Origin of the sequence: Streptomyces sp. NPDC006335, assembly GCF_040612795.1 — a bacterium.
Lineage (GTDB): Bacteria > Actinomycetota > Actinomycetes > Streptomycetales > Streptomycetaceae > Streptomyces.
Window position 1 is genome coordinate 1 of sequence record NZ_JBEXQX010000029.1, and the last position, 24746, is coordinate 24746.

A 24746-nucleotide genomic window follows, 5' to 3' on the forward strand; every position below is an offset into this window, starting at 1 on the left:
CCCGTGTACTGCCCGGAGTTGCTCCCGACCCGCAGCAGCAGCGGCCCGCTGCCCCGCCGGGCGAACTCCGCGACCGCCGTGTAGGCTCCGGGCACCTTCACATTCACGCGCCGGGCCGTTCACTGCGCCGGGCGCGACTTGGTCAGGCGGGCTCGGAGGGAGCCCTCCCGTCGAGGGGGGCCGTGCTGCCGCGCAGAACCAGCGAGCCGGGGGAGACCGAGGTGTATGCGGCGTCGTTGCCCGGCTCGGTCTTCAGGCGGCGCAGGAGCCACAGCGCGCAGCCGGTCGCCATCTCCTGGATCGGCAGGCCGACCGTGGTGAGCCCCGGGCCCCACCAGGAGAAGCCGGGCTCGTCCCCGAACCCGACCACGGACAATTCGTCGGGCACCTTCACGCCCTGCGCGGACAGTTCCTCCAGGACGCCCAGGGTGAGCTGGATCGATCCGAGGACCAGGGCGGTGGGAGCCGCCGGTCCCTGAAGCAGCCGGCGCACCGCCTCGCGCCCGTGCCGCACGGAGGACGGCGGCCCCAGTTCGGCGCGTCCGGCGTCGTCCGGAAGGCCGCCCTCCCGCAGGGCGGCGCGGAAGCCGCGCAGACGTTCCGCGCCCGTGGGCAGTTCCTCCGGGCCGCCCAGGTACCCGATGCGGGTGTGCCCCAGTGCCACCAGGTGGGCCGTGGCCCGGCGCAGCGCCTCCTGGTCGTCCACACCGAACCACTGGGAGCCGAGCGAGGGGTGGCGGCGCAGCAGCTGCAGGTGCGGCACGGCACGCAGGAGTTTGACCGACTCGCTGTGCGGGCGCGCGGTGGGCACGATGATGACGCCGGCCACGCGGTTCGCGGACAGCTCCCGCAGATGACGCAGCTCCACCGTGCGGTCGTCGTCGGTCTCCGAGAGCATCAGCTGGAAGCCCTCGGCCTGCACGTTCTTGGAGAGCTCGTGCGCGATGGTCGAGTAGAAGCTGTTGCGGATGTCCGGGATGACCAGCGCGACCACGTTGCTGGACGCGCCGCGCATCATCCGGGCCGCCCGGTTGCCGACGTAGCCCATCTCGGAAGCGGTTTGGCGGACCCGGAACTTGGTCTCCTCGCTGATGCGCGCGTCGTCGGCGAGCGCCCGGCCGACTGTCGAGACCGAGATCCCGAGGCGTTCGGCGATGTCCCTGGTCGTGATCACGTGAAGGTCCCCTCCGGCTGACTCGTTCCGCGCCCGTCACTTTCCGTATGCCAACGATAGCACTGAAGTCGCGCTCCGTGATCGTGGAAGTGGGTCGAGAGTTCGGGTCAGGCCTGTTGTGCTAACGTTAGCATTGCTGAATGGGCCGTGCAGCCGCCCGCGGCTGCCCAAGTACGGAGGTGTCCGTGCGGATCGTCAGATATGCCGTCGGCGGCGTGTGCCATTACGGAGCACTCGAACCCGGTGACGTCACCATCGCGAGATTCGAGGGCGATCCCTTCACGGGACTGACCCCCGCGCATCATGTCGACGAAGTGGGCGACGTCGTCGTTCTCGCACCGGTCGAGAAACCCCGGATCTTCGGATTCGCCTACAACTACGCCTCACATGTCGACGAGACCGACCGTGAGATTCCGGAAGTTCCCGTGTGCTTCATGAAACCGAGCACGGCGGTCGTCGGCCCGTCAGACGCCATCATTTATCCGGCGGACGGCGAACTGATTCACTTCGAGGGCGAGTTGGTCGTCGTCATCGGAAAGGAAGCCCGTCATGTGAAGCCTTCCGAGGCTCATGAATACATCCTCGGCTACACCTGCGGCAATGACGTCAGCGACCGGATCGTCCAGCGCAGGGAAAGCAGATACGGGACGCTGCTGATCGGGAAGGGCCAGGACACCTTCGCTCCCCTCGGGCCGGTCCTCGCCACGGAACTCGACCCGTCCGCGCTGTCGTTGACCACCCGCGTGAACGGGCGTGTCACACAGTCGGCGAGCACGGCCGACCTGATGCTTCCCGTGCCCGAGCTCGTCAGCTACCTCAGCCGGTACCTGACGCTGCTGCCCGGAGACGTGATCATGACCGGCACGCCCGCCGGTGTCGGACCGATCCGCCCCGGGGACGAGGTCGAGGTCGAGATCGAGGGCATCGGCGTCCTGCGCAACCCGGTCGTGGCCGAGAGCCGTTGACCGCGCGGATTGCCATGGCGACCGCACAAGGGGGATGCCCACCGCTCGGCGGTGGGCATCCCCCTTCGGCGCGTCAGCGGGCCGCGTTGTTGAACTGCCCGGGACGGACGAAGACCAGGGCGACGACGCCGGCCAGCGGCAGGAGTGTGACCTGGAGGAGCCCGGCCCGGTCCCAGCCGAAGGAGTCCACCAGGGCGGCGAAGAGCAGACCCGAGAAGGCGGCCGGACCGTAGTAGCTGGTGACGAACAGACCGGAGGCGCGTCCGATCTGCGAGGGACGCACGGCCCGCTGCATCACGCTGTTGGTGTTGGGATAGACGAAGCCGAGGCCGAACGCGCCCATGAGGAAGGCGAACCCGCACTGCACGCCGACCCCCGCCTGCGTCTCGTAGATGCACACGCTGATGGCGGAGACGGCCAGCAGGCTCAGGATCAGCAGGTTGCGCTGGTTCACGCGGTCCCCGAGCCAGCCGCCGAAGACGGCCGTCATACCGCCGAAGCCGAGGAAGCTCATGGCCAGCGCGGCCTGCCCGGCGGAGTAGTGCAGCGAGGTGATGAGATACGTCGGGTAGAGGCCGAGGAAGCCGTAGATGGCCACACCGCTGACGACGGAGTGGACGGCCAGCGCGATGGTGTTGCGGTTGTACGCCGAGGCGGGCATGTGGTCGTAGGTCCTGGTCGAGACGGCTTTCTCGGCGCGGTGCTCGGTCAGGCCGGTCTTCAGCAGGAACAGGGAGGCGGCGGCGATCAGCAGTCCGGCCGTGCCGAACAGGTAGAACGGCGAGTGCCAGGTGCCGTGGCTGCTCGCGAGCTCGACACCGATGAGCGGGGCGATGAACACGCCCACGGAGTAGCCCACGCCGATCACGCCGAACGCGAGCCCGCGCCGGTGCGCGAAGAAGGCGCCCATCGCGGCGAAGATCGCGGCGGACTGCATGCCCTCACCGAAGCCCGAGACCACCCGGTACAGGGTCATGTCGGCGAAGCCGGTCGCCAGCGGGGTGGCCATCGTGCCGAGGGAGTAGATCACGATGCTGACCAGCAGCACGGTCTTGCGCCGGAACCGGTCCAGCAGATAACCGGCGGGCAGGCCGGCCAGGGCCATGCCGAGGGTGAAGTTCGTCGCGAGCAGCCCGCCCTGCTCCAGGGAGAACCCGTACTCCGCGCGGATGTCGGGCAGCAGCGGCGGAAAGACCTGACGGTCCATCGCGTTGACCATGTAGGAGAGGACCACCAGCAGGAAGCCCACGCCGATCATGGTCCGGGAAACGGGTGGCCGGCTGCTTTCCTGGGTGCCCTCGACGGGCACGGCACTGGTGTCGACTTGCGCTGCGTGAGTCATTGCGGCTCCTGAAGAGGAAGGGGCCACGGCAGGCCGTGGCGGATCCGTCGCCGTACGGGGATCGCGCGGCGAGGACGAGAAGCGGTGAGCTGAACACGGACTCGAGTCGGCGACGGCGAAATAGGTGCCGTCCGACGGAATGCGGGCGACGGCCACCGCGCGGTCGGACACCGCGTGCGGAATTCAGCCGTACAGCGCCCGTCGGGGACGTCCGTGGCTATGGAGTCTTCGACGACCGGACCGTGCGCGGAAGTTTTTCGGCCGCGCGGTCGGGGTTGCAGAAACCATGAAGGGAAGTGCCCGGCGCGTCAAGACATGCGCACGGATTTCTTGGAGTGCCACCGTTTTCCCGGCATGGGTGGGTCGTCGTCTTTGGGTCGCGGTGCAGGTGGGTCGGCCGCGTACCGGAGTGCGCACGCATTCTTGACGATGCGCAGACCCTTAGTGCTATCGTTAGCATCGCGTGGCTGTGACAAAGTGATTCGACGTGCCCCGGCATCTCGTGACCCAGTTCCAGGGGCCAGCGGTGGCGCCTCCCGACCACGAGTCGGAGGGCGCCGGCGACACCCGACTGATCCCAGCGACACTCTCCACCCGCGTTCACGGCGGCCGTAGGCCATCGGACAGGCCGACGGCCGCCGCAACGGGTGACGCTCAGACCTGCTGACCGGACGCACCGGGCATCGAGCCCGGCCGTCCCGCGGCGGCCGTACGATTCTGCGAGGACGATCTGCCATGACACCACCGAGCCGCCCAGAGACCGTGCTGCTCACCGACTACGCCTGGCCCGACGACTCCGTCGAGCGATCCGTCATCGAGGGCGCGGGCCACACCCTGGTGTCCGGCCCGGCGGAACCCGCCTCCGCCGAGGCCATCGAGGAGCTGGTCGCCGAGCACCGGCCCGCCGGCATCCTCACCTGCTGGGCGCCCGTCTCCGCCACCGCGATCGGCACCTCACCGGACCTGCGGATCGTCGCCAGACTCGGCGTCGGCCTCGACAACATCGCGGTGGGCACCGCCACCGAGCGGGGCGTGTGGGTCACCAACGTGCCGGACTACTGCGTCGAGGAGGTCTCCGACCACGCCGTGGGCATGGTGCTCGCCTGGACGCGGGGCCTCGCCGTGTTCGACCGGGAGGTCCGCAGCGGGCGGTGGGACCCCGCGGGCGCCCGGTTGCGCCGGTTGTCCACGCTGACCTGCGGCGTCGTCGGCTTCGGCCGGATCGGACGCGCCACCGCCCGCAAGCTCGACGCGTTCGGCTGCCGGATCCTGGCCCACGACCCGCACCCGCCGAAGGGCGAGTACGGAGTCGAGATGGTGGGCCTCCAGGAGCTGCTGCGCCGCAGCGACGTGGTGATCCTCCACGTGCCGCTGACGCCCGGCACACACCACCTGATCGGCGCCGAGGAGCTGGCCCTGATGAAGCCCGGCGGGCTGCTGGTCAACGTCAGCCGCGGCGGCCTGGTGGACACCGACGCGGTCGTCAAGGCGCTGGACGGCGGCCAGTTGGACGGGGCGGCCTTCGACGTCCTGGAGAGCGAGCCCCACGTCCCCGCCGGGCTGCTGGACCAACCCGGCGCGCTGCTCACCCCCCACGTCGCCTTCTCCTCCGACGCCTCGGTCACGGAACTGCGCCGACGCGCCGCGGAGGAGGTCGTACGGATCCTGGCGGGCGAGGCACCGGCGCACCCCTGCAACGCCCCGGGCGTCCCGGCGGCCGGAGCGGGGGACCGGCGATGAGCCCCGCAGCCCCGAACCAGGACCCCGCCCTGGCCGGCTTCCTGGCCGCCCACGAGCTGGCGCACCCCGACGAGCCCGCGCGGTGGACACCGCTGGCCGGCGGAGTCTCCTCCGACCTGTGGCGGGTGGACCTGCCGGGGCGCTCCCTGTGCGTCAAGCGGGCCCTGGCCCGGCTGCGGGTCGCGGCCGACTGGGAGGCGCCGGTGTCGCGCAACGCCTACGAATGGGCGTGGATGCGGTTCGCCTCCCGCCACCGCCCGGACAGCGTGCCCGAGCTGTTGGCCCACGACCCAGGCGCCGGGCTCTTCGCGATGGCGTACCTGCCCCCCGAGCGCTACCCCGTGTGGAAGACCCAGCTCCTGGCCGGCGAGGTGGAGGTGACGACCGCGGCGGCCGTCGGAGAGGTGCTCGGCGCCCTGCACGCGGCGAGCGCGGGCGACAGGGTCCTCGCCGCGGAGTTCGCCACGGACGACAACTTCCACGCCCTGCGCATCGAGCCGTACCTGCTGGCCACCGCGGCGGCACACCCCGCTCTGGCCGACATCCTCCGGGACCTCGCCGACCGCACGGCCGGCACCCGCCTGGCCCTGGTGCACGGCGACGTCAGCCCCAAGAACATCCTCGTCGGCCCGTCGGGGCCCGTGCTCCTGGACGCCGAGTGCGCCTGGTACGGCGACCCGGCCTTCGACCTGGCCTTCTGCGTCAACCACCTGCTCCTCAAGAGTCTCGTGGTGCCCGGTCGCCGCGCCGAACTCCTGCGCTCGGCACGGGTGTTGGCACAGGAGTACGTCCGGCAGGTCGACTGGGAACCCCGGCCGGCCCTGGAGACGCGGGCCGCCTCGCTGTTGCCGGCCCTGCTGCTGGCCCGTGTGGACGGCAAGTCCCCGGTGGAGTACCTCACGGACGACCGGCACCGGCTGTTCGTCCGCACGGTGGCGTCGGCCCTGCTGCGGGCGCCCGCTTCCACGGTGATCGGTGTGCTGGACGCCTGGGCGGCCGCCCAGGAGGCTCCGACCGAGGCCCGCGTCGGCCGCCACGCGTGACCGACCGTCCGGCGGATCCGGCGGACTGAACGAGGAGAGACCATGCGCAGAGTCGTCACCGGCCATGACGAGAACGGCAAGTCGGTCGTCGTCAGCGACGGCCCCGTCCCGCGCAGCCGGGAGTTCACCAGCCTGCCGGGCTGGGTCTCCCGCCTGCCGTGGGCCACCGACCCCGGCGAACCGGTCAGCCGGGCGGGGGAGGATCCCACACCGAAGGTGACCAGCCTTCTTCCGGCGCCCGGTGGCACCCGGTTCATCGTCCTGACCTTCCCCCCGGAGGCCGCGCTGGCCGATCCGGCCTTCGACCCCGTCGCCTTCGACCGGGAACAGCGCGCCGACTCGCCCGGCCTCGCCGAACTCATCGAGCCCGACGGCATGCACGCGACACCGACGGTCGACTACGGCATCGTGCTCCAGGGCGAGATCGTCCTCGAACTGGACGACGGCGACTGCACCCCGCTCTCGGCGGGCGACATCGTGATCCAGAACGGCACCCGGCACGCCTGGCGCAACCGCAGCGACCGACCGGTGACGATGGCCTTCGTCCTCATCGGGGCCGAAGGCGACGGCTGACGGGCGACGTCCGTCAGGGAAGGGTGGGGCGCGGCGACGAGGGCAGGATGCGGACCTGGGTCCCGCCGGTAGCAGGGCCGGCCGCTCCTCCTCCGCAGAGCGGATGGGCCACCGCCGCGCGCGTGGCCGGTCAGCGCGGTCCTCGGATGCTGTCGATGATGCGGGTCCAGTTGTCGCCGCCGTGCCCGTGCTCGATCGCGTGGCGGTAGTGGGCCTGCACGGCCAGGGGGAGCGCGAGGTCGAGGCCGAGTGACGCGCTGGTCTCGACGATGTGGTCGGACGTCGCACCCATCATGGTGACGGTGCTGAGGTCGCCGGGATGCTCCCCGGCATCGAGCGCGGCGCCGGGTTTGCCCTCACCGGCCCTGAGGATGGCGCCGATCGAGTCGGTGAAGGAGAGCAACTCCGGCAGCGCTTCCGACGCTTTCAATCCCGCGGTACCCAACATCGCGGTGGCGTGCATCAGTGCCGACAACGTGGTGAGGAACACCGCGAGTTGGGCTTGGTACATCATCTGGGCGAGGCCCGGGTCATCGCCCAGATACTTCGGCGTTCCGAGCGGCGCCAACACCGCCCGTTGGTTCTCCATCACCTGCTCGCGGCCGCTGTAGTAGATGTAGGACGCCTCGGTGCCGACCATCGGCGCGGGAACCATGACACCTCCGGTGAGGAAGTGGGCGCCGTGGCCCGCCGCCCAGGTCGCCGCCTCGCGTGTGCGGTCGGGGGTGTCGCTGCTCAGGTTGACCAGTGTGCGGCCGGCGAGCGATGCGGTGGCGCCGCCGAGGATGTCGTACATCGCCTGGTAGTCGGTGAGGCTGAGGATCACGAGGTCACTGGCCTCGACCGCCTCGCCGGGTGTCGCCGCGAGCGCGGCTCCGTCGGCGACGACGCCGTCGGCCCGACCGGCGGTGCGGTTCCAGACGGTGACGGGACGGTCGGCGGTGAGGAGGGTGCGGGTCATCGCCCGGCCCATCGGACCGAGCCCGATCACGGTGACAGCGCTGTTCTGCCTGGTGGGGGCGTTCAGTTGTTCGTTCACCCCTCCATGGTCGGAGAGCGCGGCTACTGTCGGAAGTACCCACTATCTACTGCGGTACTTACCTTTTAGTAAGGGGTTCAGTGATGGCCAGGACACCGAGATGCGGGCCTTACATCTGTGGCATCGACGCCGGGCTCGACGTGGTGAGCGGGAAGTGGAAGGGGCTGATCCTCTGGGAACTCGACGCCCACGGCGTACGCCGCTTCGCCGAGCTTCGTCGCGGCTTACCGGGAGTGAGCGAGAAGATGCTGACGCAGCACCTGCGGGAGATGGAGGAGGACGGCCTCGTCCACCGGAAGGTCTACGCGGAGGTGCCGCCGCGCGTGGAGTACTCCCTGACCGAGCACGGTCATACGCTCAATCGAGCGCTTGAGCCGCTCGGGGCGTGGGGGCTGGAGCGGATACGTCGGGAACGCTCCGAAAGGGTTGAGGTGGCCGAGGCCTCACACAGCTGAGCGATCGCGCGGGCACGGATCGTCGTTCGCGAGCGTCGCAAACGGCGGATGCCTCACAAGGCACGGGAACGCACGGCTCGTCGGCGCCGGTAGCCGTGCGCGCGCAGCAGGTCCTCGACGCGGGCGAGGAGCGCGGGCGCGACGTCGGCCCGCCCGTTGAGGACCTTCGAAACTGTCGGCGCGGAAACGCCGGCCTCCCGGGCGATCTCGCCGAGGTGGCGGTCTGCGTCTCGATGTTCCTTCTCCCAGCAGTGCCTGCCGCGCTGCCTCCCGCTCCTCGCACGACACGATCGGCTGCGGCGTCATGGGTTTTCTCGTTGCGCCACGGCGCGGCCGATGAGTTTGTGGCCCCGGGCCGGTCCAAGCTCGTGACACCTCAGGAAAGGACACCGCCATGTCGGAGCTTCTCGTCGACTTCATCACCTCCCTCGACGGCTACGCATCGGGAGAGGGATGGCCCGGGTTCTGGGGCCTCGAGGGCCCGGAGTATCTCGCATGGCTCGGTGAGCAGCCCGAGGCCACCTACCTGATGGGAGCGAACACCTACCGCCTGATGTCGGGCTTCGCCGCAGGCGAGGTCCCGAAGGGCCAGGACGAGTTCAGGCCCGAGGAAGAGGCGTCCGTCGACGAGCTCACCCAGGCGTCCAAGGTGGTGTTCTCCTCCTCCCTCGACGAGCCGCTGACGTGGGCCAACTCCACGCTCGTCCGCGACGACGCCGTCGAGGCGGTCCGCGCCATGAAGTCGAGTGGCTCGGGACTCCTCAGCACGATCGGCAGCCTGAGCCTGTGCCGGTCCCTGCTACGAGCCGGACTCGTCGACCGCTTCCGGGTCGTGATGTTCCCGGTGATCACCGGGGCCACGGGTGAGGAACGCATCTACGACGGCTATCCCGACGTTGCCCTCGAGATGATCGAGCACCGCACCTTCGACGGCCGCATCCAGCTCGTGGAGTACAAGCCCCGCGTGCTCGAACACCCGCCGCTCGTCGTCCCTGAGTGACGCCGGGTCGCAGTTCCGGTACGGCCGCACCGGCCGAGGTAGAAGTCCTTGCGGGCGGCGACGAACTCCTCGACGGACAGGGGCCGTTTGCCGGTGATGCATGGGCCTGCCGCAGCACACCCTTGCAGTGGGACGTCCAGAACTACGACACGCGAGCAACGGCTCTGCCGGCCGACCATCCTCTGGCCGCCCAACGGACCGTACAAATTGCCCAGTTGGCGCACTCGCCCTTCGTACTGCTGCCCCGCAGCGTCGGGCCCGTCACTGCACGACCAGATCATCGGCCCGTGCATCGCGGCCGGTTTCACACCGCGAGTTGTCCAGCACGCGGTGGAGTGGCAGACAGTCTGCGCCCTCGTGGAGACCGGTGTCCGGTGGTGAGTCTCGGTGAGGGTGGCCCGCCAGTGCTGCGGGGCTTCGGGCAGGCGGGCGAACTGTCAGGTCGCGGTCAGAACCGGCCCGCCGACGGTGACGACGAGCCCGGTGGTCGCGGCAGTCCCCGGCGCGCGCAGCCTCACATGCGGGATCTCAGCACGTCGACCTCGCAACCCGGCGCGAACGGGTCGAAACCGTGCTCGGCCAGCCAGCGGACGATCAGCAGGCTCCGTAACGACCACCAGCCGCGGATCACGTCGAGATCGATGTCAGTGCCGTAGCCGGCGATGACGTCGTCAAGGCGCTCCTCGTGTCCGAGCGTGAAGGTGGCGAGGTCGTACAAGGCATCACCCTGACCCGCCTCGGACCAGTCGATGATGCCCGTGACCTCGTCGCCGTCGACGAAGACGTGCGCGATCTGAAGGTCGCCGTGAGTGAACGCCGGCGTCCACGGCCGGAGCGCGGCCTGGGCGACCTGGCGGTTGCGGGCGATCAGGTCCGCGGGCAGGACGCCGTTCGTCACGAGCCGCTCGCACTCGTCGTCGAGTTCCGCCACCAGCGCGGTGATGCTCCGGCCCGCCCGGCCGGGCCGAGGAGGCAGCGGCGCGTCGTGCAACTTCCGGATGGCGGCGCCCGCCGCGGCCCATGCCGCCGGCGACCCGGTCGACGGGCCGCCGAGGCTGCCCAGCGTCGTCCCTGTGAGCGCGGCGATCGCGAGCACGGGCGGCTTGCGCCACAGGACCTGCGGCGTCGGGACCGGCGCGAGGGACATCGCCTCGACCTCGGCGTCGAGGCGCGCCTGATCGACGTCCACCTTCAGAAACACATCGCCGACACGCAGGGTCGCACGCTCGGAATGGGCGACGACGACTTCGACCTCATCCATGCGCGACCAGTATCCCGAGGATGACCGCCGACGTCGCCGGGTTTCTCACGTGCGATGACTTGGCGGACCGCGTCACGCTCAGACCGGTCGGCGTGCGGACGTGGTCGGTCGGCCGGGGAGGCTGGTCCACGGCGTGGAGATCGGGTGCCGCTCACGCCTCGCCGCTGCCCGCCCCGGACCCGGGGCGGCGGGGTTGGCGCAGCCCCGCGATGAGGAGTGCGACCAGGGTGCGCGGGTCGTAGTCGGGATCGTTCTCCGCGCCGACGCAGAGGTTGCCCACGCCTCGCATCAGCTCGAGGCCTCCGATGCGGGAGTGGATCTCGCCGGCGGTCGCGGCTGCGTCGAGGAGTTGGGCGCACACCGGTACGAGGTGGTCGATGAAGTAGGCGTGCAGGGTCTCGAAGCCGGCGTTGTCGTGCTGCAGGGCGGCGGCGAGCCCGTGTTTGGTCACCAGGAAGTCGACGAAGAGGTCGATCCACTGTTCCAGTGCGTCGTAGGCGGTGGGGCTGCTGGCCAGCAGGGCGGGGCCGGCCTCGGCGCAGGTCTCGACCTGGTGGCGGAAGACCGCGACGATCAGATCCGCCCGGGTGGGGAAGTGGCGGTAGATCGTGCCGATCCCGACGCCTGCCCTGGCCGCGATGTCGCGTACCGGTGCGTCGACGCCCGAGGTGACGAAGACGGCGGCGGCCGCGTCCAGCAGGATCTGCTTGTTGCGCCGGACGTCCTTGCGCTGGGACGCGGCGGCCTTCTCCGTGCCCTGGCGGCTGTCGCTCACCGTGAGGCTCCTCTCGTCGGATCGCAGGGTGGATCCGGATCCATGTCGTCCTGGAACGAGGTTCCGTTTCGGTCATGATGGCAGATCGCGCCAACGGACCAGCCGATGCCTCTACGGCCGCCGCGAGCACCACGGTGATCGACTTCACGGTGATCGACTCCGTGGTGCTCGCGCCCCTCCATGGCCAGGGGCTACCGACCGCCCGACTCTCCTGACAGCCCTCTCGACTGCTCAGGCCATGTCACCGTGCGGGCTGCCGAACCACCGGGTGAGGTGGGCGTCCAGGTCCTGCTGATCGTCGCCGATCCAGGCGACGTGGCCGTCAGGACGTAGCAGGACGCAGGGGACATCCAGCTGGGCGGTGGGGTCCGCGAGGTGATCGACCCGGTCCGACCAGTCGCCCACAGCCAGGCGTTCGGTGCGGTCCAGCAGCAGACCTCGGCCGCGATGCAGCAGACCGTAGAGGTGCCCCTGACGCACGTCGATGTCGCGCAGGCGGCGGCCGAGCAGGTCGGGGCCTGCGCCGAAGTCGTAGCGGACGCCGATCGCCGTGATCTTCTCGATCAGGTGGCGGTTCACCTCGTCGAAGTCCATGAGCTCGGTGAGCAGCCTGCGCACGGCCTGCGCACCCGGTTCGGGGGACAGGAGTTCCGTCTGGGCGCGGGTGTTGTCCAGTACGTCCGCGGCGACGGGATGACGTTCGGACTGGTAGGTGTCCAGCAGTGTTTCCGGCGCCCAGCCGCGGATCTGAGCGGCCAGTTTCCAGCCGAGGTTGAACGCGTCCTGGAGGCCGAGGTTGAGGCCCTGTCCGCCGATGGGCGGATGGATGTGTGCCGCATCGCCGGCCAGCAGCACCCTCCCCACCCGATAACGTTCGGCCAGCCGGGTGGCATCGCCGAAGCGGGACAGCCAGCGGGGGGAGTGCACGCCGAAATCGGTTCCGGCGACGGCGCGCAACTGCCGTCTGAAATCGTCGAGGGTGGGCGGTGTCGCGCGATCGCTGACTCCGGCCGCGGGGACCACGACGCTGTAGACCTCTCCACCGAAGGGCCGGAGCCAGAAGCGGTGATGGGTCTCGCGGAGTTCGGCCATCTTGGTGGCGATCTCCTGGTGCGGCACACCCACTCGCATCTCGCCCATCAGCGTCTCGTTCCGGGAGGGCTCGCCGGGAAAGCCGACTCCGAGCAGTTTGCGCACCGTACTGCGCCCGCCGTCACAGCCGACGAGGTAGCGCGAGCGCAGCGTTTCGCCGTCGGCCAGTTTGAGCGTCACCCCCTCGTCGTCCTGCTCGAATCCGGCGACCGCGCACCCGCGTCGGACCTGTGCGCCGAGGCGGATCGCGTGCTTTTCGAGCAGATCGACGAGGACGGGCTGCGGGATGCCCAGCAGATAGGGGTGCGCGGAGTCCAGGCCCCGGGGCACGGGTTTGTCGATGGCGGCGAAGAAGCCGCCGGCCGGACGCTGCCTTCCGTGCTCGCGAAGCCGATCCAGCAGTCCGCGCATCGCCATCAACTCAAGGCTGCGCATGTGCAGACCGACGATGCGGACGAACGACACGGGCTCGGTGTCCTTCTCCAGAACGAGTACCCGCACATCGTGCAGCCGTAGTTCGGCGGCCAGCATCGCGCCGGTCGGCCCGCATCCGGCAATGATCACGTCGAAGTCGAAGTCGAAGTCGAGGGGCGGGTGGGAGAACTGCTGAGAGTCCATAGGTGTTGCCCTTCAGGAGTGCCTGGTTGTCGAGGCGCTCCCGGCGACACCTACGTCATTCGCCGGCCGTGACGCAAAGGCGGAGCACCCACATCGCTACAGCGTTCATGGGTCTCACCTCCTCGGGCCGTGTCACGGACAAGCGCAAGCTACAAGCCCGACCATCGCCCGTCCAATTCTTTTCCGGGCCGGTGGTCAACGCTCGGCTCGTGCACGTCCGTTTGAGCGCCATGCCGGCGTGGCGGTCAGGCGACGGGCTCCAACCGGACGCAGCACCGGCCCGGGGCGGGCGACAGGCAGGCTGTGTACGCGCGCTCGCCCAGACCGTTCAGGACACCGCGCAGCAGGTGCAGGTTCATGCCGCACACCGTCTGGGTGTGCTCACGTGCCAGTGCGTGGAAGGGGCAGTTCCCCAGCACGATGGCGCCTGAGTCCTCGTACCGCGGTTCGAACCCGTACCGCTCCAGCAGATCGAAGAGGCTTACGCTGCCTGGCTCCTCCAGCCGCGTACCGAGTTCTTCGGCCTTGCGGTGCAGCACCTCCCGCACCGGTGCGCCGGTCGCCGCGGATTCCTCCACGGCCTGGGCCAGGAGCCGCCCGGCGAGTTCGTAGCGCCGGTCCGGCAGGCTGACCGCGATCTGTTTCCCCGAGCGCCGGTACAGCTTGGCCGGTCTGCCCGCGCCCGGCCCCGTCCGCCCGCTGCGCCGTTCATAGACCACGTCGAGGAGGGACTCATCGGCGAGCCGGTCGAGGTGGAACGCCGCGGTCTGCCGCGCCAGGCCCAGTGCGGCGGCCGCGTCGTCGCGGCTGACGGGCCCGGGCTGGCGCACCACATGGTCGTACAGCCGCCTGCGGGTCGGCTCGTCCAATGCGGCGATGGCCGAGACATCGGTGTCACGTACTTCCTTCGGGTCCTCCACGAACACCAGTGTAAAACCCAGGGCCATTGACTAAAGAAGGAATCGGGGCTTCTATAAGTGATGAGAGTTGTCGTTAGAAGGAGAGGTTGCCATGTCCTCCGCAACCGCAAGCACCCCGTCCGCCGCCGCCCCAGGGCGCGCGCGGCTCGCTGACCCCGGCTACCAGGCGTTCGTGATCCTGCGCACGGCGTTCACCGTGGCGCCGATCCTGTTCGGGCTGGACAAGTTCGCCAACCTGCTCGTGGACTGGCCCGCCTACCTCGCGCCGTGGATCAACGACCTCGTCCCCGGCAGTGGCCAGGCGGCCATGTACGCCGTGGGCGTGATCGAAGTCGTCGCCGGAATCGCCGTGGCCCTCGCGCCCCGCTTCGGAGCCTGGTTGGTGGCCGGCTGGCTGGCCGGCATCATCGTCAACCTCCTGACCATCCCCGACTACTACGACATCGCCCTGCGGGACTTCGGCCTCCTGCTCGCCGCCGTCGCCCTCGCCCGCCTCGCCGAGCGCTACCACGGCAGGAGCGAGCACTGAACGGGCGGTACTCGGACTGCTGAACGGTCGGTACTCGGGCTGATGTCTCCGGTGGTCGGGCTCCGCAAGGCCTGGCGGCTACCGGAGACATCAGTCTGCGAGCGATACGCCCCCGGCCGGTTTCGGCAAGCCTGGAAGGCGCGCCGGCACCTGGAAGGTTTCCGGCGGTTGTCAGTCCGTGTCCGTGCGAGCGATCGGGGAGCGTCACCGGGCCGGTGACTCGGCTGCTGCTCGCTGCGGGACGCCTGGCGTGCCGCAGCGGCCGGCGGTGGGTACGCGGCACGCCTCTTCGGCAGCCCGCATCCGCGTCCAGGGCGAGACGGCAGCACAACCGCCATGCATATGAGCTGAGTTGGGGCGCGAGGGGGCGGAAGTGAGCGCTGATCGCAGCGCCATCGCGCACCTGGCTCCAGCCCCGGCTTTCGTCTGCTCCGCAGAGAGACGCCTGCCCAGATGCAGGCGTCTGCCATGAGAAAGGGCCTTGCAGCACCACGGGGGAACAGTGCTGCAAGGCCCTGCACCTCCTCGTCTGCCCGGCATCACTCGGTCCATGCACGCACGGCCACAACCTTTCCGGGCGACGGCAGCGCAGGTGGGGCACGGGCGGCGGCCGCGCTGGTCGACCGCAACGTGGCCGCCCGGGCGGAGTTCACGGCGAAGAGGAACGCCATGCGGTGACGGGCGTCTATTCATGTTGTGTGACTGCTCGTGAATGTAGTACTTCTTATACATGAGCGAGCAGGTGCACAACAGGCTGGCGGTGGTGAGGGCTGAGCGCAAGGTGTCGCGGCAAGCCCTCGCCGAGACGGTGGGGGTCCACTACCAAACCATCGGCTACATCGAACGGGGGCAGTACAACCCCAGCCTCGACCTGGCACTGAAGATCGCCAGGTTCTTCGAGCTACCGGTGGAGGCACTGTTCTCCCTCGAGCCGTTCCGGCCGCTCACCGACGAGGTCTATGGGAGGAAGCAGTGACGACCGCGACGAAGTACGACCGGCGGATGTACGCCATCATGAACAACCGGGCGGCGGCCCCGATGTACGCAACGGCCACGCGCAGGCGGGCCGTCATCGGCGCCCATCTGCTGCTCACCGCGGCCGGTTTCACCGCCTGGGCCACCACGGTCTTCAGCGATGCCCGCTGGCCGCTGTTCGCCATGCCGGCCGTGCTGCCCCTTTGGGTGGTGGCCACCGGCGTCATCAACGGGGCCACGCGCGGACTGCTGGAGCTGCGCGGTCGGATGCTGGACGAGCGTCAACTGGCCGAGCGGGACCGCGTCCACGCCGTCGCCCACCGGATCACCGGGGTGCTCCTGTTCCTGGCGGCAGTAGGCGTGGGCGCGGCCGGATGGTTCGCGGACGTGCGGGCCGAAGGCCTGGTCGCACCGGTGCTGTTCGCCGCCCTCGCCGTGCACTTGCTGATGCCGCTCTGGGTGGCCGGCCTGCGGATCCAGGACGACCCCACCGAGGACTGACCCGCCACAAAAGTGGTGTCCGGGCGCTCTCATGAGTGAAGGCCGTGTGCGTACCGCTGGGCCTCGGCGAGTGTGTCGACCTCGGAGGCGGACCTGTCGTTCCTCTCGCCGATCCACGGGCCGCACGGTGGGCGATGGCCCGCCGGTCCGGCGCATGCTGGATCCCGACGAGGCGGGGCGCGTCACGCTCTTGCGGAGCCCTCCGACACCCCCGGACATCCACGCAGACCAAGGGTCAGGCGCTGCTCAGGATCCGGCGGCACACAAAGAGGTGCCGATGCCAACGGGCCGGGCCGGCGCCGTCTTGTTCCCCGCGTAGGGACACATCGACCCGCGCCGGCCGAACTCCCCGTTCGCAGCCGGGACCACGTTCACCCGGGGAGTACCCGTCACCGACGTGGACGTCGCCCGACTGCCCGGACGTGCCGTTCCCGCTCCGCCCCGCCTGGACCGATTCCCCACCCCCGGCGAACTGTGGGTCTCCCCGGCGCTCGGGAGGCTGCTCCACCGGCTACCCACCGACCGCCGCCCGGTACCCGCCACGCCCTGTTCCTCCAGCCCACGGGCACCGCGACCGGCGCGGATATCGTCCAGCAGGCCGATACCAGCGCCACCAGCCAGCAGTGGCGCGTGGTCGACCACGGCGGTGACGTGATCAGCCTCGTCACCCGGAAGCCCGACCTGGCCATGGATGTCTGGTAGTACTCGACCGCCGACGGGTCCCGCATCGCCCAGTGGACGTACGACGGCACCTCCAACCAGCGCTTCACCCGCCGCCGTGTCTGACTCGGGGCCTTGGGCGACCAGCGTCGCCGGGCAACCGCCGTCCCGGTAGCTGAAGTTCGGTTGGAGCCCGCCCGCTTGCCCGAGCGGTGGCCGCCGCTGTCGTATGCGCTGTCATCGGAGCCCCGGTCACACCAACACTGTGACCGGGGCTCCGAGTTCAGCTCCCAGGAAAGGTGCCGACCCCCACTAGTTGCGGTACCGGAACACGATCCGGCCGCGTGTCAGGTCGTACGGTGGGAGCTCGACCAGCACCCGGTCCTCCAGCATGATCTTGATGTAGTGCTTGCGGATCTTCCCGCTGATGTGCGCGAGGACCTGGTGGCCGTTCTCCAGCTCCACGGTGAACATGGCGCTGCGCAGGCACTCGACGACCCTGCCCTCGACTTCGATGACGTTCTTGTTCTTCGTCATCGCACCAGCTCCAGGTTGCTGCTCATCGGCCGGGCGCCGATGCCCTCGAACAGGGCCGAGCCTGCCCGGTTGGACTCCTGGACTTCGGTCCAGGCCTCGGGGAACCCGGAGTGATGCAGCGTCTCCAGCGCATGGGCCAGCAACGCCCGCGCGATGCCGCGACGCCGCTCGTCGGCAAGGACCGCGATCAGACCGATGCGCGGCCGGATCGCCGTCACGACCCGGATCAGGCCCAGGTAGCGGTCGGGTGTCGCGGCCACCGCGTACTTCGACGGGTCGACGATGGTGTCGCCTTCGCTGCGGGGGATCACCTCCGCGGGCATCGACTGCCACCCGACGGCCGCCTCGACTTCGTCACGGATCGCGCGGTCCACCGCCCGCAGCAGACTCTCGTCCGCCTGACCGGCGGGAACGATCGTCACGCCCCGGGGCGGCAGGGCCGCGTCGAGCCCGGTGAACTGCGTATCGGTCGGTACGACGTACTCCCACTCGCGGCGCCGCACCCTGAAACCGGCCCGCCGCCAGGCGGCTGTCAGCTCGACGTCGGCTTCGTCGACCACTGTGTGCAGCGGGGCCGGAAGGTGCGCCGACATCGCTGCGGCGAGACGGTCGAAGGCGGTGTCGTGCCAGGCGTCGATGCTGACGAACAAGCGTCCGTCGGGCCGGTGTTGCGCATGCCCGCGGCCGACCACCAGGTCGTCGTCCAGCGCATGCCATTGCCTGTCCGCGACGCGCGTGATCACGACCGCGTCCTCGCTCAGGCCGGATGGGAAAGGCGTTGTGTTCATCGGAGTCTCCCTCCAGGAGTGCCTCGATCTCAGGCGCTCCTGGCGACACCGAACGTCAGCCGCCGGACCGTGACGGATTGAGGGAGCACCCACGGGTAACTGTGTTCACGGGGCTCACCTCCATACGACGACTTCACGGTCCAGCGAGAAAGTAGCAGCGGAGCGACGCCAGGCTCAAACCCTTTTTGACGCCGGTCCGCTTCACCTGAATGACCTCGATCAACCGCAGGTCGGCCCATTAGGGTCAGAGGCATGACGCTTCCCCTTGCCGACAGTGCCTTCGACTTGCTCAGCCTCGACGCCGTGCGCGACCAGGAGGCGCTGCGGCAGGTCTACGAACTCCCCAACGCCACGGCCGTACGCAAGCAGATGACGGAACTCACCGACCAGACCCGGCAGTTGATCGGCTGTGCCTCACTGGTTCTGGTGGCCAGCGCGGACGCCGAGGGCAACTGCGACGTTTCCCCGCGCGGCGGCCCCGCCGGGTTCGTATCCGTCCTGGACGCGCGCACGGTGGCGATACCGGACGCGACCGGGAACAAGCGGTTGGACACCCTGCAGAACGTCATGGTCACCGGACGGGCCGGACTGCTGTTCATCATCCCGGGGCGGACCACGACGCTCCGAGTGAACGGCCGGGCCTGCGTCTCCACGAACCCGGAGCTCCTGTCGCGGCTGACCGCCGTGGGCAAGCCGCCGGCCAGTGCCCTGGTGGTGGGGATAGAGGAGGTCTACCCGCACTGCCCCAAGGCGCTTCTGCGTAGCTCGGCCTGGAAGCCGGAGCAGTGGCTGCCGAAGGACGCCCAGCCGACCTCGGCCGAGGTGACGCTGGCCCAGTTGCGGATGCCGGAGCTGACGATCGCCGACATCGAGCAGGCGGAGGCGGACTCGCTGAAGTACCGGTACGAGTAGCGGGCGGGCGGGACAGTACGCGCTCGGGCGAGCGCGGTCACCGTACACCGTGGTCGGCCCTCGTCGCTTCGAGGTCTTTCCCGACCGGACGGACGGGGAGAGTCAGGCGCCCGTTCCCGCCGCCAGTCGTGTGGTGGTCTCCACGAGCGACCTGGTGAACGGGTGGCCCGGCGCGGTGAGGACCTGTCGGGCCGGCCCCTGTTCGACGAGTTCGCCGGCGTCCAGGACGGCGATGCGGTGGGCCAGTGCGGCGGTGTCCAGGTCGTGGGTGATCAGGACCAGGGACAGGTCGTCGCGGTCGTGGAGCAGGGTGGTGAGGAGGTCGAGGAGGCCCCGGCGGGTGATCATGTCGAGGCCGGAGGTGATCTCGTCGCAGATGAGGACGCGTGGGCGTGCCAGGAGGGTGCGGGCGAGGGCGGCGCGTTGGAGTTCGCCGCCCGAGAGCTGTCCGGGACGTCTGTGGGCAAGGTCGTCGGACAGGCCCAGATCGGTCAGCGTGGTCAGGGCCTCCCGCGTCGCGGCGGAGGTCTCGGTGCCGCGCAGTCGGATCGCCGTGCGGGCGATCTGGTGCAGGACGGGGCGATGTTCGTCGAAGGCGGCGCGTGCGTCCTGGAAGACGTACTGGACGGCGGCCAGTTGGGCGCGGTCACGGTCGCGCACGCTGCGCGGCAGCGCGGTGCCGTCGAGCAGGATCTCTCCCTCGTGGCCGCGGTGGAGCCCGGCGAGGCAGCGGGCGAGGGTGGTCTTGCCGCTGCCGGACCGTCCCACGACGGCCAGGCATTCACCTGTGCGCAGGTCGAGTTCGGGGACGTGCAGGACCTCGGTCGAGCCGTGTGCGCCGTCGCGGTGACGGGCGGTCAGGTCGCGTACGCGCAGCACCGGTTGACCGTTCGCGGCCCGCGGCTCCGTGAACCGCGGCTGTCCGGCGAGCAGTTCGCGGGTCCACGCGTGCCGGGGCGCGAGCCACAGGCGCTGTGCCGGACCCGACTCGACGACCGCGCCCGCCCGCATGACGAGCACCTCGTCGGCGAGCGCCCGTACGACGTCCAGGTCATGACTGAGCAGGACGACGGCGATGCCGCGTGCCGCGACGGCCGCCAGTTGGTCGACGACACGGCTCTTGGTCAGGGCGTCCTGACCGGTGGTGGGCTCGTCGGCGACGATCACCGGGGCGCCGAGCAGCAGGGCCTGGGCCAGGACGACGCGTTGCTGCTGGCCGCCGGAGAGCTGATGAGGGTAGCGGCGCAACAGGGACGCGGGGTCCGGAAGGTGGGCCGCGGTGAGAGCGTCCAGCACACGATCGCGGGCCGCTGCCCGGCGACGGTGGCGGGGCAGGTGGCGCACCTGGGCGCGGGCGATGTCCGTCAGCAGGGCGGTCACGCGCCGGGCCGGGTTGAGGACGGCGGCCGGGTGCTGCGGGATGTAGCCGACCGGGCCGTCGGACCTCAGGCGTACGTCGCCGGTGACGTGCGCACCGGGCGGGTATGCGCCGAGCAGGGCGAGGCCCGTGGTGGTCTTGCCGCTGCCGGAGGCGCCGACCAGGGCGGTGACCTTGCCGGGCAGGGCCCTGAGGCTCACGCCGTCGACGATCGCTCTGCCGTCGATCTCGACGCGCAGGTCGCGGATCTCGGCCACGGGTTCCCCGGTGGTGTCGTCTGTGAGGTTCACGAGCGTGCTGTGCTCCCTGGCCGCTGCGGATGGTCCTGGCCGCTTCGCCGGTCACCCGCGAGCGCGGCGTCGAAGAGGACATTGGTGCCCATGGTCAGGGCGACGATGAGCAGGGCGGGGACCACGACCGCCCAGGGCTGGACGAACAGCCCGGTGCGGTTGCGGTCGACCATGACCGCCCAGTCGGCGGCGTCCGGGGCGACCCCGACACCGAGGAACGCGGCCGTGGCGACGAGGTACAGCACGCCGGTCAGACGGATGCCGGCGTCTGCGGCCAGGGTGCGCAGGATGGAACGGCCGACATAGCCGACGGCCATGCGCCACCAGGTCTCGCCCTGCAAGCGCAGTGCCTCGACGGCGGGGCGGGCGGCCGCCTCGGTGGCCGCGGCGCGGATCAGGCGGGCCGCGTCGGGCACGTTGACCAGTGCGACGAGGAGGGCGACGCCGACCGCGTCGGGGGTGAAGACCGTGGCGGCGAGCAGGACCAGCAGCAGGGACGGAACGGCGAGCAGGATGTCCAGCGGCCGCATCAGCAGCTCTTCCAGCCATGGACGATGGGTGAGCGCGCCGATCAGCCCGACCGGGAGCGCGACGAGATAGCACAGAACGGTTGCGGCGAGGGCGGTCAGCACGACCGACCGGCCGCCGTGCAGCACTTGCCGCCACACGTCCCGGCCGACGAAGTCGGTGCCGAGCCAGTGACCGTCGCCGAGCGTGAAGGACGCCGTCCGCGACCCCGCTTCACCTGCGAACAACGGGCCCAGCAAGGCGAGTACGAGGGGTACGGCGACCACCGTCATACCTAGGGCGAAGCGGCCCGTACGCACATGCCTCATGCGGCCACTCCTGCCCGGGGCGCGAGCCGGTGGGCGACGAGATCGGCGCCCAGATTCAGTACGACGGTCAGGACGCCGAACACCACGGCGAGCCCCTGCACCACCGGCACGTCGCGTTCGGCGACGGCGTTGAGCAGGACGGTTCCCAGTCCGGGGATCACGAACAAGGCCTCCACGACGATGACGCCGCACAGCAACCAGTCGATGGTGCGGGCGAGTTGCTGGGCGGCCGGGGCGAGAGCGTTGGGAAGGGCGTGGCCGTGGCGGATGCGGGCGTCCGGGATGCCGTAGCGGCGGGCGTGCGCCACGTAGGGCGAGGCGAGTGCGTCGATCATGCCGGCCCGCACCAGGCGGGACAGGGAGCAGACCGGGCGGGAGAGCAGGACCAGGACGGGCAGGACGAGCGCGGTCGGGTGGTCGAGCAGGTCGGTGCCGTAGCCGACGGCGGTCGGTGGCAGCCAGGCCAGCTTCAGTGCGAGGACGGTCACCAGCAGCACTCCGAGGGCGAACTCGGGCACCGCGTACACGGCGAGCGTGACCGAGGTGATCACCTGGTCGGTCGGGCGGCCCTCGTGCCGGGCGGCGAGCACGCCGAGGCCGAAGCCGAGCGGGACGAGCAGGGCCACCGTGAGGGCGGCCAGCAGGAGGGTCGGGCCGAGGCCGTCGGCGATGTACCGGCTGACCGGGCGGCCGGAGGTCAGGGAGGTGCCCAGGTCGCCGTGGAGCAGGCCCGTCGCCCAGTCGGTGAGCCGTTCGTACGCGGGCCGGTCCAGGTGCATGGCCTCGCGGATCGCGGCGATCCTGGCCGGGTCGGGCTGGTCGCCGGCCAGGGCGACGGCGGCGTCGCCCGGCAGTGCCTCGGTGAGCGCGAAGACCAGCAGCACGACGGCCACGGTCTGAAGGGCGCCGAGAAGCAGCCGCCGGGCGAGGAAGGAACGCAGTCCGCTCACGCGAGCCAGACCTTGTCGAAGCGGGCCCAGTCGAGCGTGTTGGCGGGCGCCTTGGTCGCAACTCCCTTCACGTTGCGGGCCGTTCCCAGGATCCAGTCGGCGAAGCCCCAGATGAGGAAACCTCCCTCGGTGTACAGACGCCGCTGCATGCGCTGGTAGACGGCGGCGCGTGCGCTCGGATCGCGGGTGGACTGCGCCTGCTGGTAGAGCGCGTCGAAGTCCTTGTGCTTCCACTTGGTGGCGTTGGTGGTGGAGTCGCTGAGCAGGCGCTGGGAGATGTGGGCCTCGATGGGCATGGCGCCGGAGCGGTAACAGCACAGGGTGCCGTTGTCGAGGATGTCGGCCCAGTAGGAGTCCTTGCTGCCCATCTTGACGTCGATGGTGACGCCCGCCTTCTTCGCCTGGTCCCGGAAGATGCTGGCGGCCTCGGTGAATCCGGCGGCCACGGCCGAGGTGTCGAGGGTGACCCTCAGGTTCTCCGCTCCGGCCTGCTTGAGCAGAGCGCGCGCCTTGTCCAGGTCCTGCTCGCGTTGGGGGAGTCCGTCGGCGTAGTACTCGTAGCCCTTGCCGAACAGGTCATTGCCGATCACACCCGCGCCGGACAGGGCACCGTCGACGAGTTCCCGGCGGTCGGCGATGAGGAAGAACGCCTCGCGTACGTGCTGGTCGTCGAAGGGAGCCCGGTCGGTCTTCATGCAGAACGCCTGCATGGCGCTGTTGCGCAACCGCACGATCTCGATCTGCCCCTTGCCGTCGTGGGCGCGGGCGGTGGTCGGGTTGAGCTCGTGGGCGTACTCGACCTGGCCGCCGAGCAGGGCGTTGACGCGGGCCGACTCCTCGTTGGCGACGACGAACTCGACCTCGTCGAGATGCGGGGCGCCCTCCCAGTAGCCGTCGTAGCGGCGGAAGACGGCCGAGCGGCCTGGGGCGAACGAGACGAAGCGGAAGGGGCCGGAGCCGATCGGCTTCCGGTCGAAGTCCTTCGCACCCGAAGGGACGATGTATGCCCCGAACGAGGCCAGGACGTTGGGGAATTCGGCCGTGGGGCGCTTGAGGACGAACTCGATCGACCGCCGGCCGGTGGCGCGGCTGGCGTCGAGGTCGATGGGGTCCAGGGACGCCTTGGCGCGGAACGTCTGATCGGGGTCGGCGATGCGGCGGTAGCTGTAGAGGACGTCCTGGGCGGTGACCGGCTTCCCGTCGTGGAAGGTGGCCTCGCGCAGGGTGACCGTCCAGCGGTCCAGCGCCTTGTTCGCCTCCCACTTCTCGGCGAGGCGGGGCTGGGCGGACAGGTCGGCGCCGAAGTCGGCGAGCTTGTCGAACAGGGCCTTGGCGCGGGCGACGTCGGCGAACAGGTTGGCCAGGTGCGGGTCGAGGGTCTCGCCGGCCCCACCGCCCGCGAACGCGGCGCGCAGCCGCCCGCCGCGCTTGGGAGTGCCGTCGCCCTTGGCGGCGGAGTCCTCGTCGCCGGAGGCGCCGCACCCGGTGAGGGCGAGCGCGCCGAGTGAGGCGGCGCCCGTGGCGGCGAGGAAGCCGCGGCGGCGCAGGCCGGGAAAACGTGCGTCGTACATGAACGTCCTTGGGGTGTGGTCTCAGCGGGTGGTGGTGTCCAGGCGGGCGACGACGTGCAGCCGGTCCGCGTCCGTGGTGGCGCCCGGCAACCGGCCGTCCCGCCATGGCGGTTCGGTGCGCGGGCCGGGTCCGTCGTGGAGTTCGAGGACCTCGAAGCCGTAAGTGGTCAGCAGGTGGCGCAGCTCCTGCGGGAACAGCAGGCGCCACGCGGAACGCTGCTCGACCGGCTGCGACCCGTCGCTCGCGGTCCATACGCGCGTACGGCGCAGGAGTTGGGCCGTGCGGTCCACGGTGAGCGTGGTGCGGGAGCGGTGGACGGTGCCCTGCCAGGTGAAGGAGTGGACGGCGGGCGTGTCCAGCAGGTCGGTACGGCCGAGGAAGTAGGCGCCGTTGCGCATCTCCGCGATCAGCAGACCACCGGGGGCCAGAGCGCGGCGGCAGGAGGTCAGGAAGGCGTCGAGCTGTTCGTTGGTGTGGCAGTACAGCAGGGCGCTGTCCAGGCACACCACGGCGTCGAACACTTCCCGGCCCAGGTCGAATCCGTGCAGGTCGGCGTGGACGTACGTGGGCCCGGGGTGGTGGGTGCGGGCATGGGCGAGCATCGCCTCGGAGAGATCGGCGCCGGTGACCGTACGTCCGGCGCGGTGGAGGTGGGCGGCGTCGCGGCCGGTGCCGCAGCCCAGGTCGAGGACGCGCGGTCCCGCGAGGTTCCGGCGCAGGCAGTCCTCGGTCCAGCGTGCGGCGAGACGGTCGGGGTCGGGGAAGCGGGCCTCGTACAGGGCGGGGTTGTCGGTGAGCAGGTTCGTGGCCGTCATGGCGTC

The 24746-nt window shown here is 70.3% G+C and carries 26 protein-coding genes and 1 pseudogene; 12 read left to right on the plus strand and 15 right to left on the minus strand.

Annotated elements, in window-relative coordinates:
• Positions 1-142 precede the first annotated feature (142 nt).
• Positions 143-1174 (minus strand): LacI family DNA-binding transcriptional regulator, encoded by a 1032-nt coding sequence (locus tag ABZ098_RS42285; protein ID WP_356599917.1) that lies wholly within the window; start codon positions 1172-1174, stop codon positions 143-145.
• Positions 1175-1359: 185 nt separating this feature from the next.
• Here ABZ098_RS42285 and ABZ098_RS42290 point away from each other — a divergent pair, with 185 nt between their 5' ends.
• Positions 1360-2139, plus strand: a complete 780-nt coding sequence (locus ABZ098_RS42290) for a fumarylacetoacetate hydrolase family protein (RefSeq protein ID WP_356599919.1) — start codon at positions 1360-1362, stop codon at positions 2137-2139.
• A gap of 73 nt (positions 2140-2212) precedes the next feature.
• On the opposite strand, the gene ABZ098_RS42295 is transcribed toward ABZ098_RS42290, so the two are convergent.
• The gene (locus ABZ098_RS42295; protein WP_356599921.1) at positions 2213-3481 is read right to left on the minus strand and encodes an MFS transporter; all 1269 of its coding nucleotides are present in this window, start codon (positions 3479-3481) and stop codon (positions 2213-2215) included.
• Between the two features lie 735 nt (positions 3482-4216).
• On the opposite strand from ABZ098_RS42295, the gene ABZ098_RS42300 reads away from it, so the two are divergent.
• From ABZ098_RS42300 to ABZ098_RS42310, 3 genes are read left to right on the plus strand one after another with little or no spacing between them, the layout of a single operon-like run.
• Positions 4217-5221, plus strand: coding sequence for a C-terminal binding protein (locus ABZ098_RS42300; RefSeq protein ID WP_356599923.1), 1005 nt, complete (start codon positions 4217-4219; stop codon positions 5219-5221).
• Positions 5218-6264 carry an aminoglycoside phosphotransferase family protein gene (locus tag ABZ098_RS42305; RefSeq protein ID WP_356599924.1) on the plus strand — a complete coding sequence of 349 codons (1047 nt, stop codon included), beginning with the start codon at positions 5218-5220 and terminating at the stop codon, positions 6262-6264. Before ABZ098_RS42300 ends, ABZ098_RS42305 begins: the two co-directional genes overlap by 4 nt.
• 42 nt (positions 6265-6306) lie before the next feature.
• Positions 6307-6837: a cupin domain-containing protein gene (locus ABZ098_RS42310; protein WP_356599926.1), complete on the plus strand. Its 531-nt coding sequence runs from the start codon at positions 6307-6309 to the stop codon at positions 6835-6837.
• 130 nt (positions 6838-6967) lie between these two features.
• On the opposite strand, the gene ABZ098_RS42315 is transcribed toward ABZ098_RS42310, so the two are convergent.
• A complete protein-coding gene (locus tag ABZ098_RS42315) occupies positions 6968-7876 on the minus strand; it encodes an NAD(P)-binding domain-containing protein (protein ID WP_356599928.1) in 909 nt (302 codons plus the stop codon).
• 83 nt (positions 7877-7959) lie between these two features.
• On the opposite strand from ABZ098_RS42315, the gene ABZ098_RS42320 reads away from it, so the two are divergent.
• The gene (locus ABZ098_RS42320; RefSeq protein ID WP_356599930.1) at positions 7960-8331 is read left to right on the plus strand and encodes a helix-turn-helix domain-containing protein; all 372 of its coding nucleotides are present in this window, start codon (positions 7960-7962) and stop codon (positions 8329-8331) included.
• Between the two features lie 59 nt (positions 8332-8390).
• On the opposite strand, the pseudogene ABZ098_RS42325 reads toward ABZ098_RS42320, so the two are convergent.
• Positions 8391-8537 (minus strand): annotated as a pseudogene (locus ABZ098_RS42325) (LacI family DNA-binding transcriptional regulator); the annotation flags it as partial.
• Positions 8538-8725: 188 nt separating this feature from the next.
• Between ABZ098_RS42325 and ABZ098_RS42330 the strand changes: the two are divergent.
• The gene (locus tag ABZ098_RS42330; protein ID WP_356599932.1) at positions 8726-9331 is read left to right on the plus strand and encodes a dihydrofolate reductase family protein; all 606 of its coding nucleotides are present in this window, start codon (positions 8726-8728) and stop codon (positions 9329-9331) included.
• A 514-nt stretch (positions 9332-9845) separates the two neighbouring features.
• On the opposite strand, the gene ABZ098_RS42335 is transcribed toward ABZ098_RS42330, so the two are convergent.
• Entirely contained in the window at positions 9846-10592 is a 747-nt protein-coding gene (locus ABZ098_RS42335; RefSeq protein ID WP_356599934.1) for a phosphotransferase, read from the minus strand.
• Positions 10593-10743: 151 nt separating this feature from the next.
• Positions 10744-11367: a TetR/AcrR family transcriptional regulator gene (locus ABZ098_RS42340; protein WP_356599936.1), complete on the minus strand. Its 624-nt coding sequence runs from the start codon at positions 11365-11367 to the stop codon at positions 10744-10746.
• 74 nt (positions 11368-11441) lie between these two features.
• On the opposite strand from ABZ098_RS42340, the gene ABZ098_RS42345 reads away from it, so the two are divergent.
• Positions 11442-11582 (plus strand): hypothetical protein, encoded by a 141-nt coding sequence (locus ABZ098_RS42345; protein ID WP_356599938.1) that lies wholly within the window; start codon positions 11442-11444, stop codon positions 11580-11582.
• Between the two features lie 16 nt (positions 11583-11598).
• Here the strand turns inward: ABZ098_RS42345 and rox are convergent, their stop codons facing one another.
• Together rox and ABZ098_RS42355 are read right to left on the minus strand one after the other, a co-directional pair.
• Positions 11599-13077: a rifampin monooxygenase gene (gene rox / locus ABZ098_RS42350; RefSeq protein WP_356599940.1), complete on the minus strand. Its 1479-nt coding sequence runs from the start codon at positions 13075-13077 to the stop codon at positions 11599-11601.
• 245 nt (positions 13078-13322) lie between these two features.
• A complete protein-coding gene (locus ABZ098_RS42355) occupies positions 13323-14003 on the minus strand; it encodes a helix-turn-helix domain-containing protein (RefSeq protein WP_356600040.1) in 681 nt (226 codons plus the stop codon).
• Between the two features lie 85 nt (positions 14004-14088).
• Between ABZ098_RS42355 and ABZ098_RS42360 the strand changes: the two genes are divergently transcribed.
• From ABZ098_RS42360 to ABZ098_RS42375, 4 genes are all read left to right on the plus strand, one after another.
• Positions 14089-14526, plus strand: coding sequence for a hypothetical protein (locus ABZ098_RS42360; RefSeq protein WP_356599942.1), 438 nt, complete (start codon positions 14089-14091; stop codon positions 14524-14526).
• A 730-nt stretch (positions 14527-15256) separates the two neighbouring features.
• Positions 15257-15502, plus strand: coding sequence for a helix-turn-helix transcriptional regulator (locus ABZ098_RS42365; RefSeq protein ID WP_069766804.1), 246 nt, complete (start codon positions 15257-15259; stop codon positions 15500-15502).
• Positions 15499-16002 carry a hypothetical protein gene (locus ABZ098_RS42370; protein WP_356599944.1) on the plus strand — a complete coding sequence of 168 codons (504 nt, stop codon included), beginning with the start codon at positions 15499-15501 and terminating at the stop codon, positions 16000-16002. The genes ABZ098_RS42365 and ABZ098_RS42370 overlap by 4 nt, the downstream gene beginning before the upstream one ends.
• 474 nt (positions 16003-16476) lie before the next feature.
• Positions 16477-16704 carry an RICIN domain-containing protein gene (locus ABZ098_RS42375; RefSeq protein ID WP_356599946.1) on the plus strand — a complete coding sequence of 76 codons (228 nt, stop codon included), beginning with the start codon at positions 16477-16479 and terminating at the stop codon, positions 16702-16704.
• A gap of 270 nt (positions 16705-16974) precedes the next feature.
• Here the strand turns inward: ABZ098_RS42375 and infA are convergent, their stop codons facing one another.
• Both infA and ABZ098_RS42385 read right to left on the minus strand, forming a co-directional pair.
• Positions 16975-17199 carry a translation initiation factor IF-1 gene (gene infA / locus ABZ098_RS42380; RefSeq protein ID WP_356599948.1) on the minus strand — a complete coding sequence of 75 codons (225 nt, stop codon included), beginning with the start codon at positions 17197-17199 and terminating at the stop codon, positions 16975-16977.
• Positions 17196-17987 (minus strand): GNAT family N-acetyltransferase, encoded by a 792-nt coding sequence (locus tag ABZ098_RS42385; protein WP_356599950.1) that lies wholly within the window; start codon positions 17985-17987, stop codon positions 17196-17198. Before ABZ098_RS42385 ends, infA begins: the two co-directional genes overlap by 4 nt.
• Positions 17988-18239: 252 nt before the next feature.
• Here ABZ098_RS42385 and ABZ098_RS42390 point away from each other — a divergent pair, with 252 nt between their 5' ends.
• The gene (locus ABZ098_RS42390) at positions 18240-18899 is read left to right on the plus strand and encodes an MSMEG_1061 family FMN-dependent PPOX-type flavoprotein (RefSeq protein ID WP_356599952.1); all 660 of its coding nucleotides are present in this window, start codon (positions 18240-18242) and stop codon (positions 18897-18899) included.
• 102 nt (positions 18900-19001) lie between these two features.
• Here ABZ098_RS42390 and ABZ098_RS42395 read toward each other — a convergent pair whose 3' ends face one another.
• Genes ABZ098_RS42395 through ABZ098_RS42415 form a run of 5 tightly spaced genes read right to left on the minus strand, consistent with a single transcriptional unit; the run spans position 19002 to position 24740 of the window.
• Positions 19002-20567 (minus strand): ATP-binding cassette domain-containing protein, encoded by a 1566-nt coding sequence (locus tag ABZ098_RS42395; RefSeq protein WP_356599954.1) that lies wholly within the window; start codon positions 20565-20567, stop codon positions 19002-19004.
• Complete coding sequence (locus ABZ098_RS42400; RefSeq protein ID WP_356599956.1) at positions 20564-21403, minus strand: ABC transporter permease subunit; 840 nt, start codon at positions 21401-21403, stop codon at positions 20564-20566. Before ABZ098_RS42400 ends, ABZ098_RS42395 begins: the two co-directional genes overlap by 4 nt.
• Positions 21400-22353: an ABC transporter permease gene (locus ABZ098_RS42405; protein WP_356599958.1), complete on the minus strand. Its 954-nt coding sequence runs from the start codon at positions 22351-22353 to the stop codon at positions 21400-21402. The genes ABZ098_RS42400 and ABZ098_RS42405 overlap by 4 nt, the downstream gene beginning before the upstream one ends.
• On the minus strand, positions 22350-23924 hold the full coding sequence (locus tag ABZ098_RS42410; protein ID WP_356599960.1) for an ABC transporter substrate-binding protein: 1575 nt from the start codon (positions 23922-23924) through the stop codon (positions 22350-22352). Before ABZ098_RS42410 ends, ABZ098_RS42405 begins: the two co-directional genes overlap by 4 nt.
• A gap of 21 nt (positions 23925-23945) precedes the next feature.
• A complete protein-coding gene (locus ABZ098_RS42415) occupies positions 23946-24740 on the minus strand; it encodes a class I SAM-dependent methyltransferase (protein ID WP_356599962.1) in 795 nt (264 codons plus the stop codon).
• Positions 24741-24746 lie beyond the last annotated feature (6 nt).

Excerpts from the sequence above, each read along its gene's own strand:
- ABZ098_RS42295 (WP_356599921.1), bottom strand. The coding sequence starts at position 3,481 with ATGACTCACGCAGCGCAAGTCGACACCAGTGCCGTGCCCGTCGAGGGC.
- ABZ098_RS42300 (WP_356599923.1), top strand. The coding sequence starts at position 4,217 with ATGACACCACCGAGCCGCCCAGAGACCGTGCTGCTCACCGACTACGCC.
- ABZ098_RS42305 (WP_356599924.1), top strand. The coding sequence starts at position 5,218 with ATGAGCCCCGCAGCCCCGAACCAGGACCCCGCCCTGGCCGGCTTCCTG.
- ABZ098_RS42310 (WP_356599926.1), top strand. The coding sequence starts at position 6,307 with ATGCGCAGAGTCGTCACCGGCCATGACGAGAACGGCAAGTCGGTCGTC.
- ABZ098_RS42320 (WP_356599930.1), top strand. The coding sequence starts at position 7,960 with ATGGCCAGGACACCGAGATGCGGGCCTTACATCTGTGGCATCGACGCC.
- ABZ098_RS42330 (WP_356599932.1), top strand. The coding sequence starts at position 8,726 with ATGTCGGAGCTTCTCGTCGACTTCATCACCTCCCTCGACGGCTACGCA.
- ABZ098_RS42335 (WP_356599934.1), bottom strand. The coding sequence starts at position 10,592 with ATGGATGAGGTCGAAGTCGTCGTCGCCCATTCCGAGCGTGCGACCCTG.
- ABZ098_RS42345 (WP_356599938.1), top strand. The coding sequence starts at position 11,442 with ATGATGGCAGATCGCGCCAACGGACCAGCCGATGCCTCTACGGCCGCC.
- rox (WP_356599940.1), bottom strand. The coding sequence starts at position 13,077 with ATGGACTCTCAGCAGTTCTCCCACCCGCCCCTCGACTTCGACTTCGAC.
- ABZ098_RS42360 (WP_356599942.1), top strand. The coding sequence starts at position 14,089 with ATGTCCTCCGCAACCGCAAGCACCCCGTCCGCCGCCGCCCCAGGGCGC.
- ABZ098_RS42365 (WP_069766804.1), top strand. The coding sequence starts at position 15,257 with ATGAGCGAGCAGGTGCACAACAGGCTGGCGGTGGTGAGGGCTGAGCGC.
- infA (WP_356599948.1), bottom strand. The coding sequence starts at position 17,199 with ATGACGAAGAACAAGAACGTCATCGAAGTCGAGGGCAGGGTCGTCGAG.
- ABZ098_RS42385 (WP_356599950.1), bottom strand. The coding sequence starts at position 17,987 with ATGAACACAACGCCTTTCCCATCCGGCCTGAGCGAGGACGCGGTCGTG.
- ABZ098_RS42390 (WP_356599952.1), top strand. The coding sequence starts at position 18,240 with ATGACGCTTCCCCTTGCCGACAGTGCCTTCGACTTGCTCAGCCTCGAC.
- ABZ098_RS42400 (WP_356599956.1), bottom strand. The coding sequence starts at position 21,403 with ATGAGGCATGTGCGTACGGGCCGCTTCGCCCTAGGTATGACGGTGGTC.
- ABZ098_RS42410 (WP_356599960.1), bottom strand. The coding sequence starts at position 23,924 with ATGTACGACGCACGTTTTCCCGGCCTGCGCCGCCGCGGCTTCCTCGCC.
- ABZ098_RS42415 (WP_356599962.1), bottom strand. The coding sequence starts at position 24,740 with ATGACGGCCACGAACCTGCTCACCGACAACCCCGCCCTGTACGAGGCC.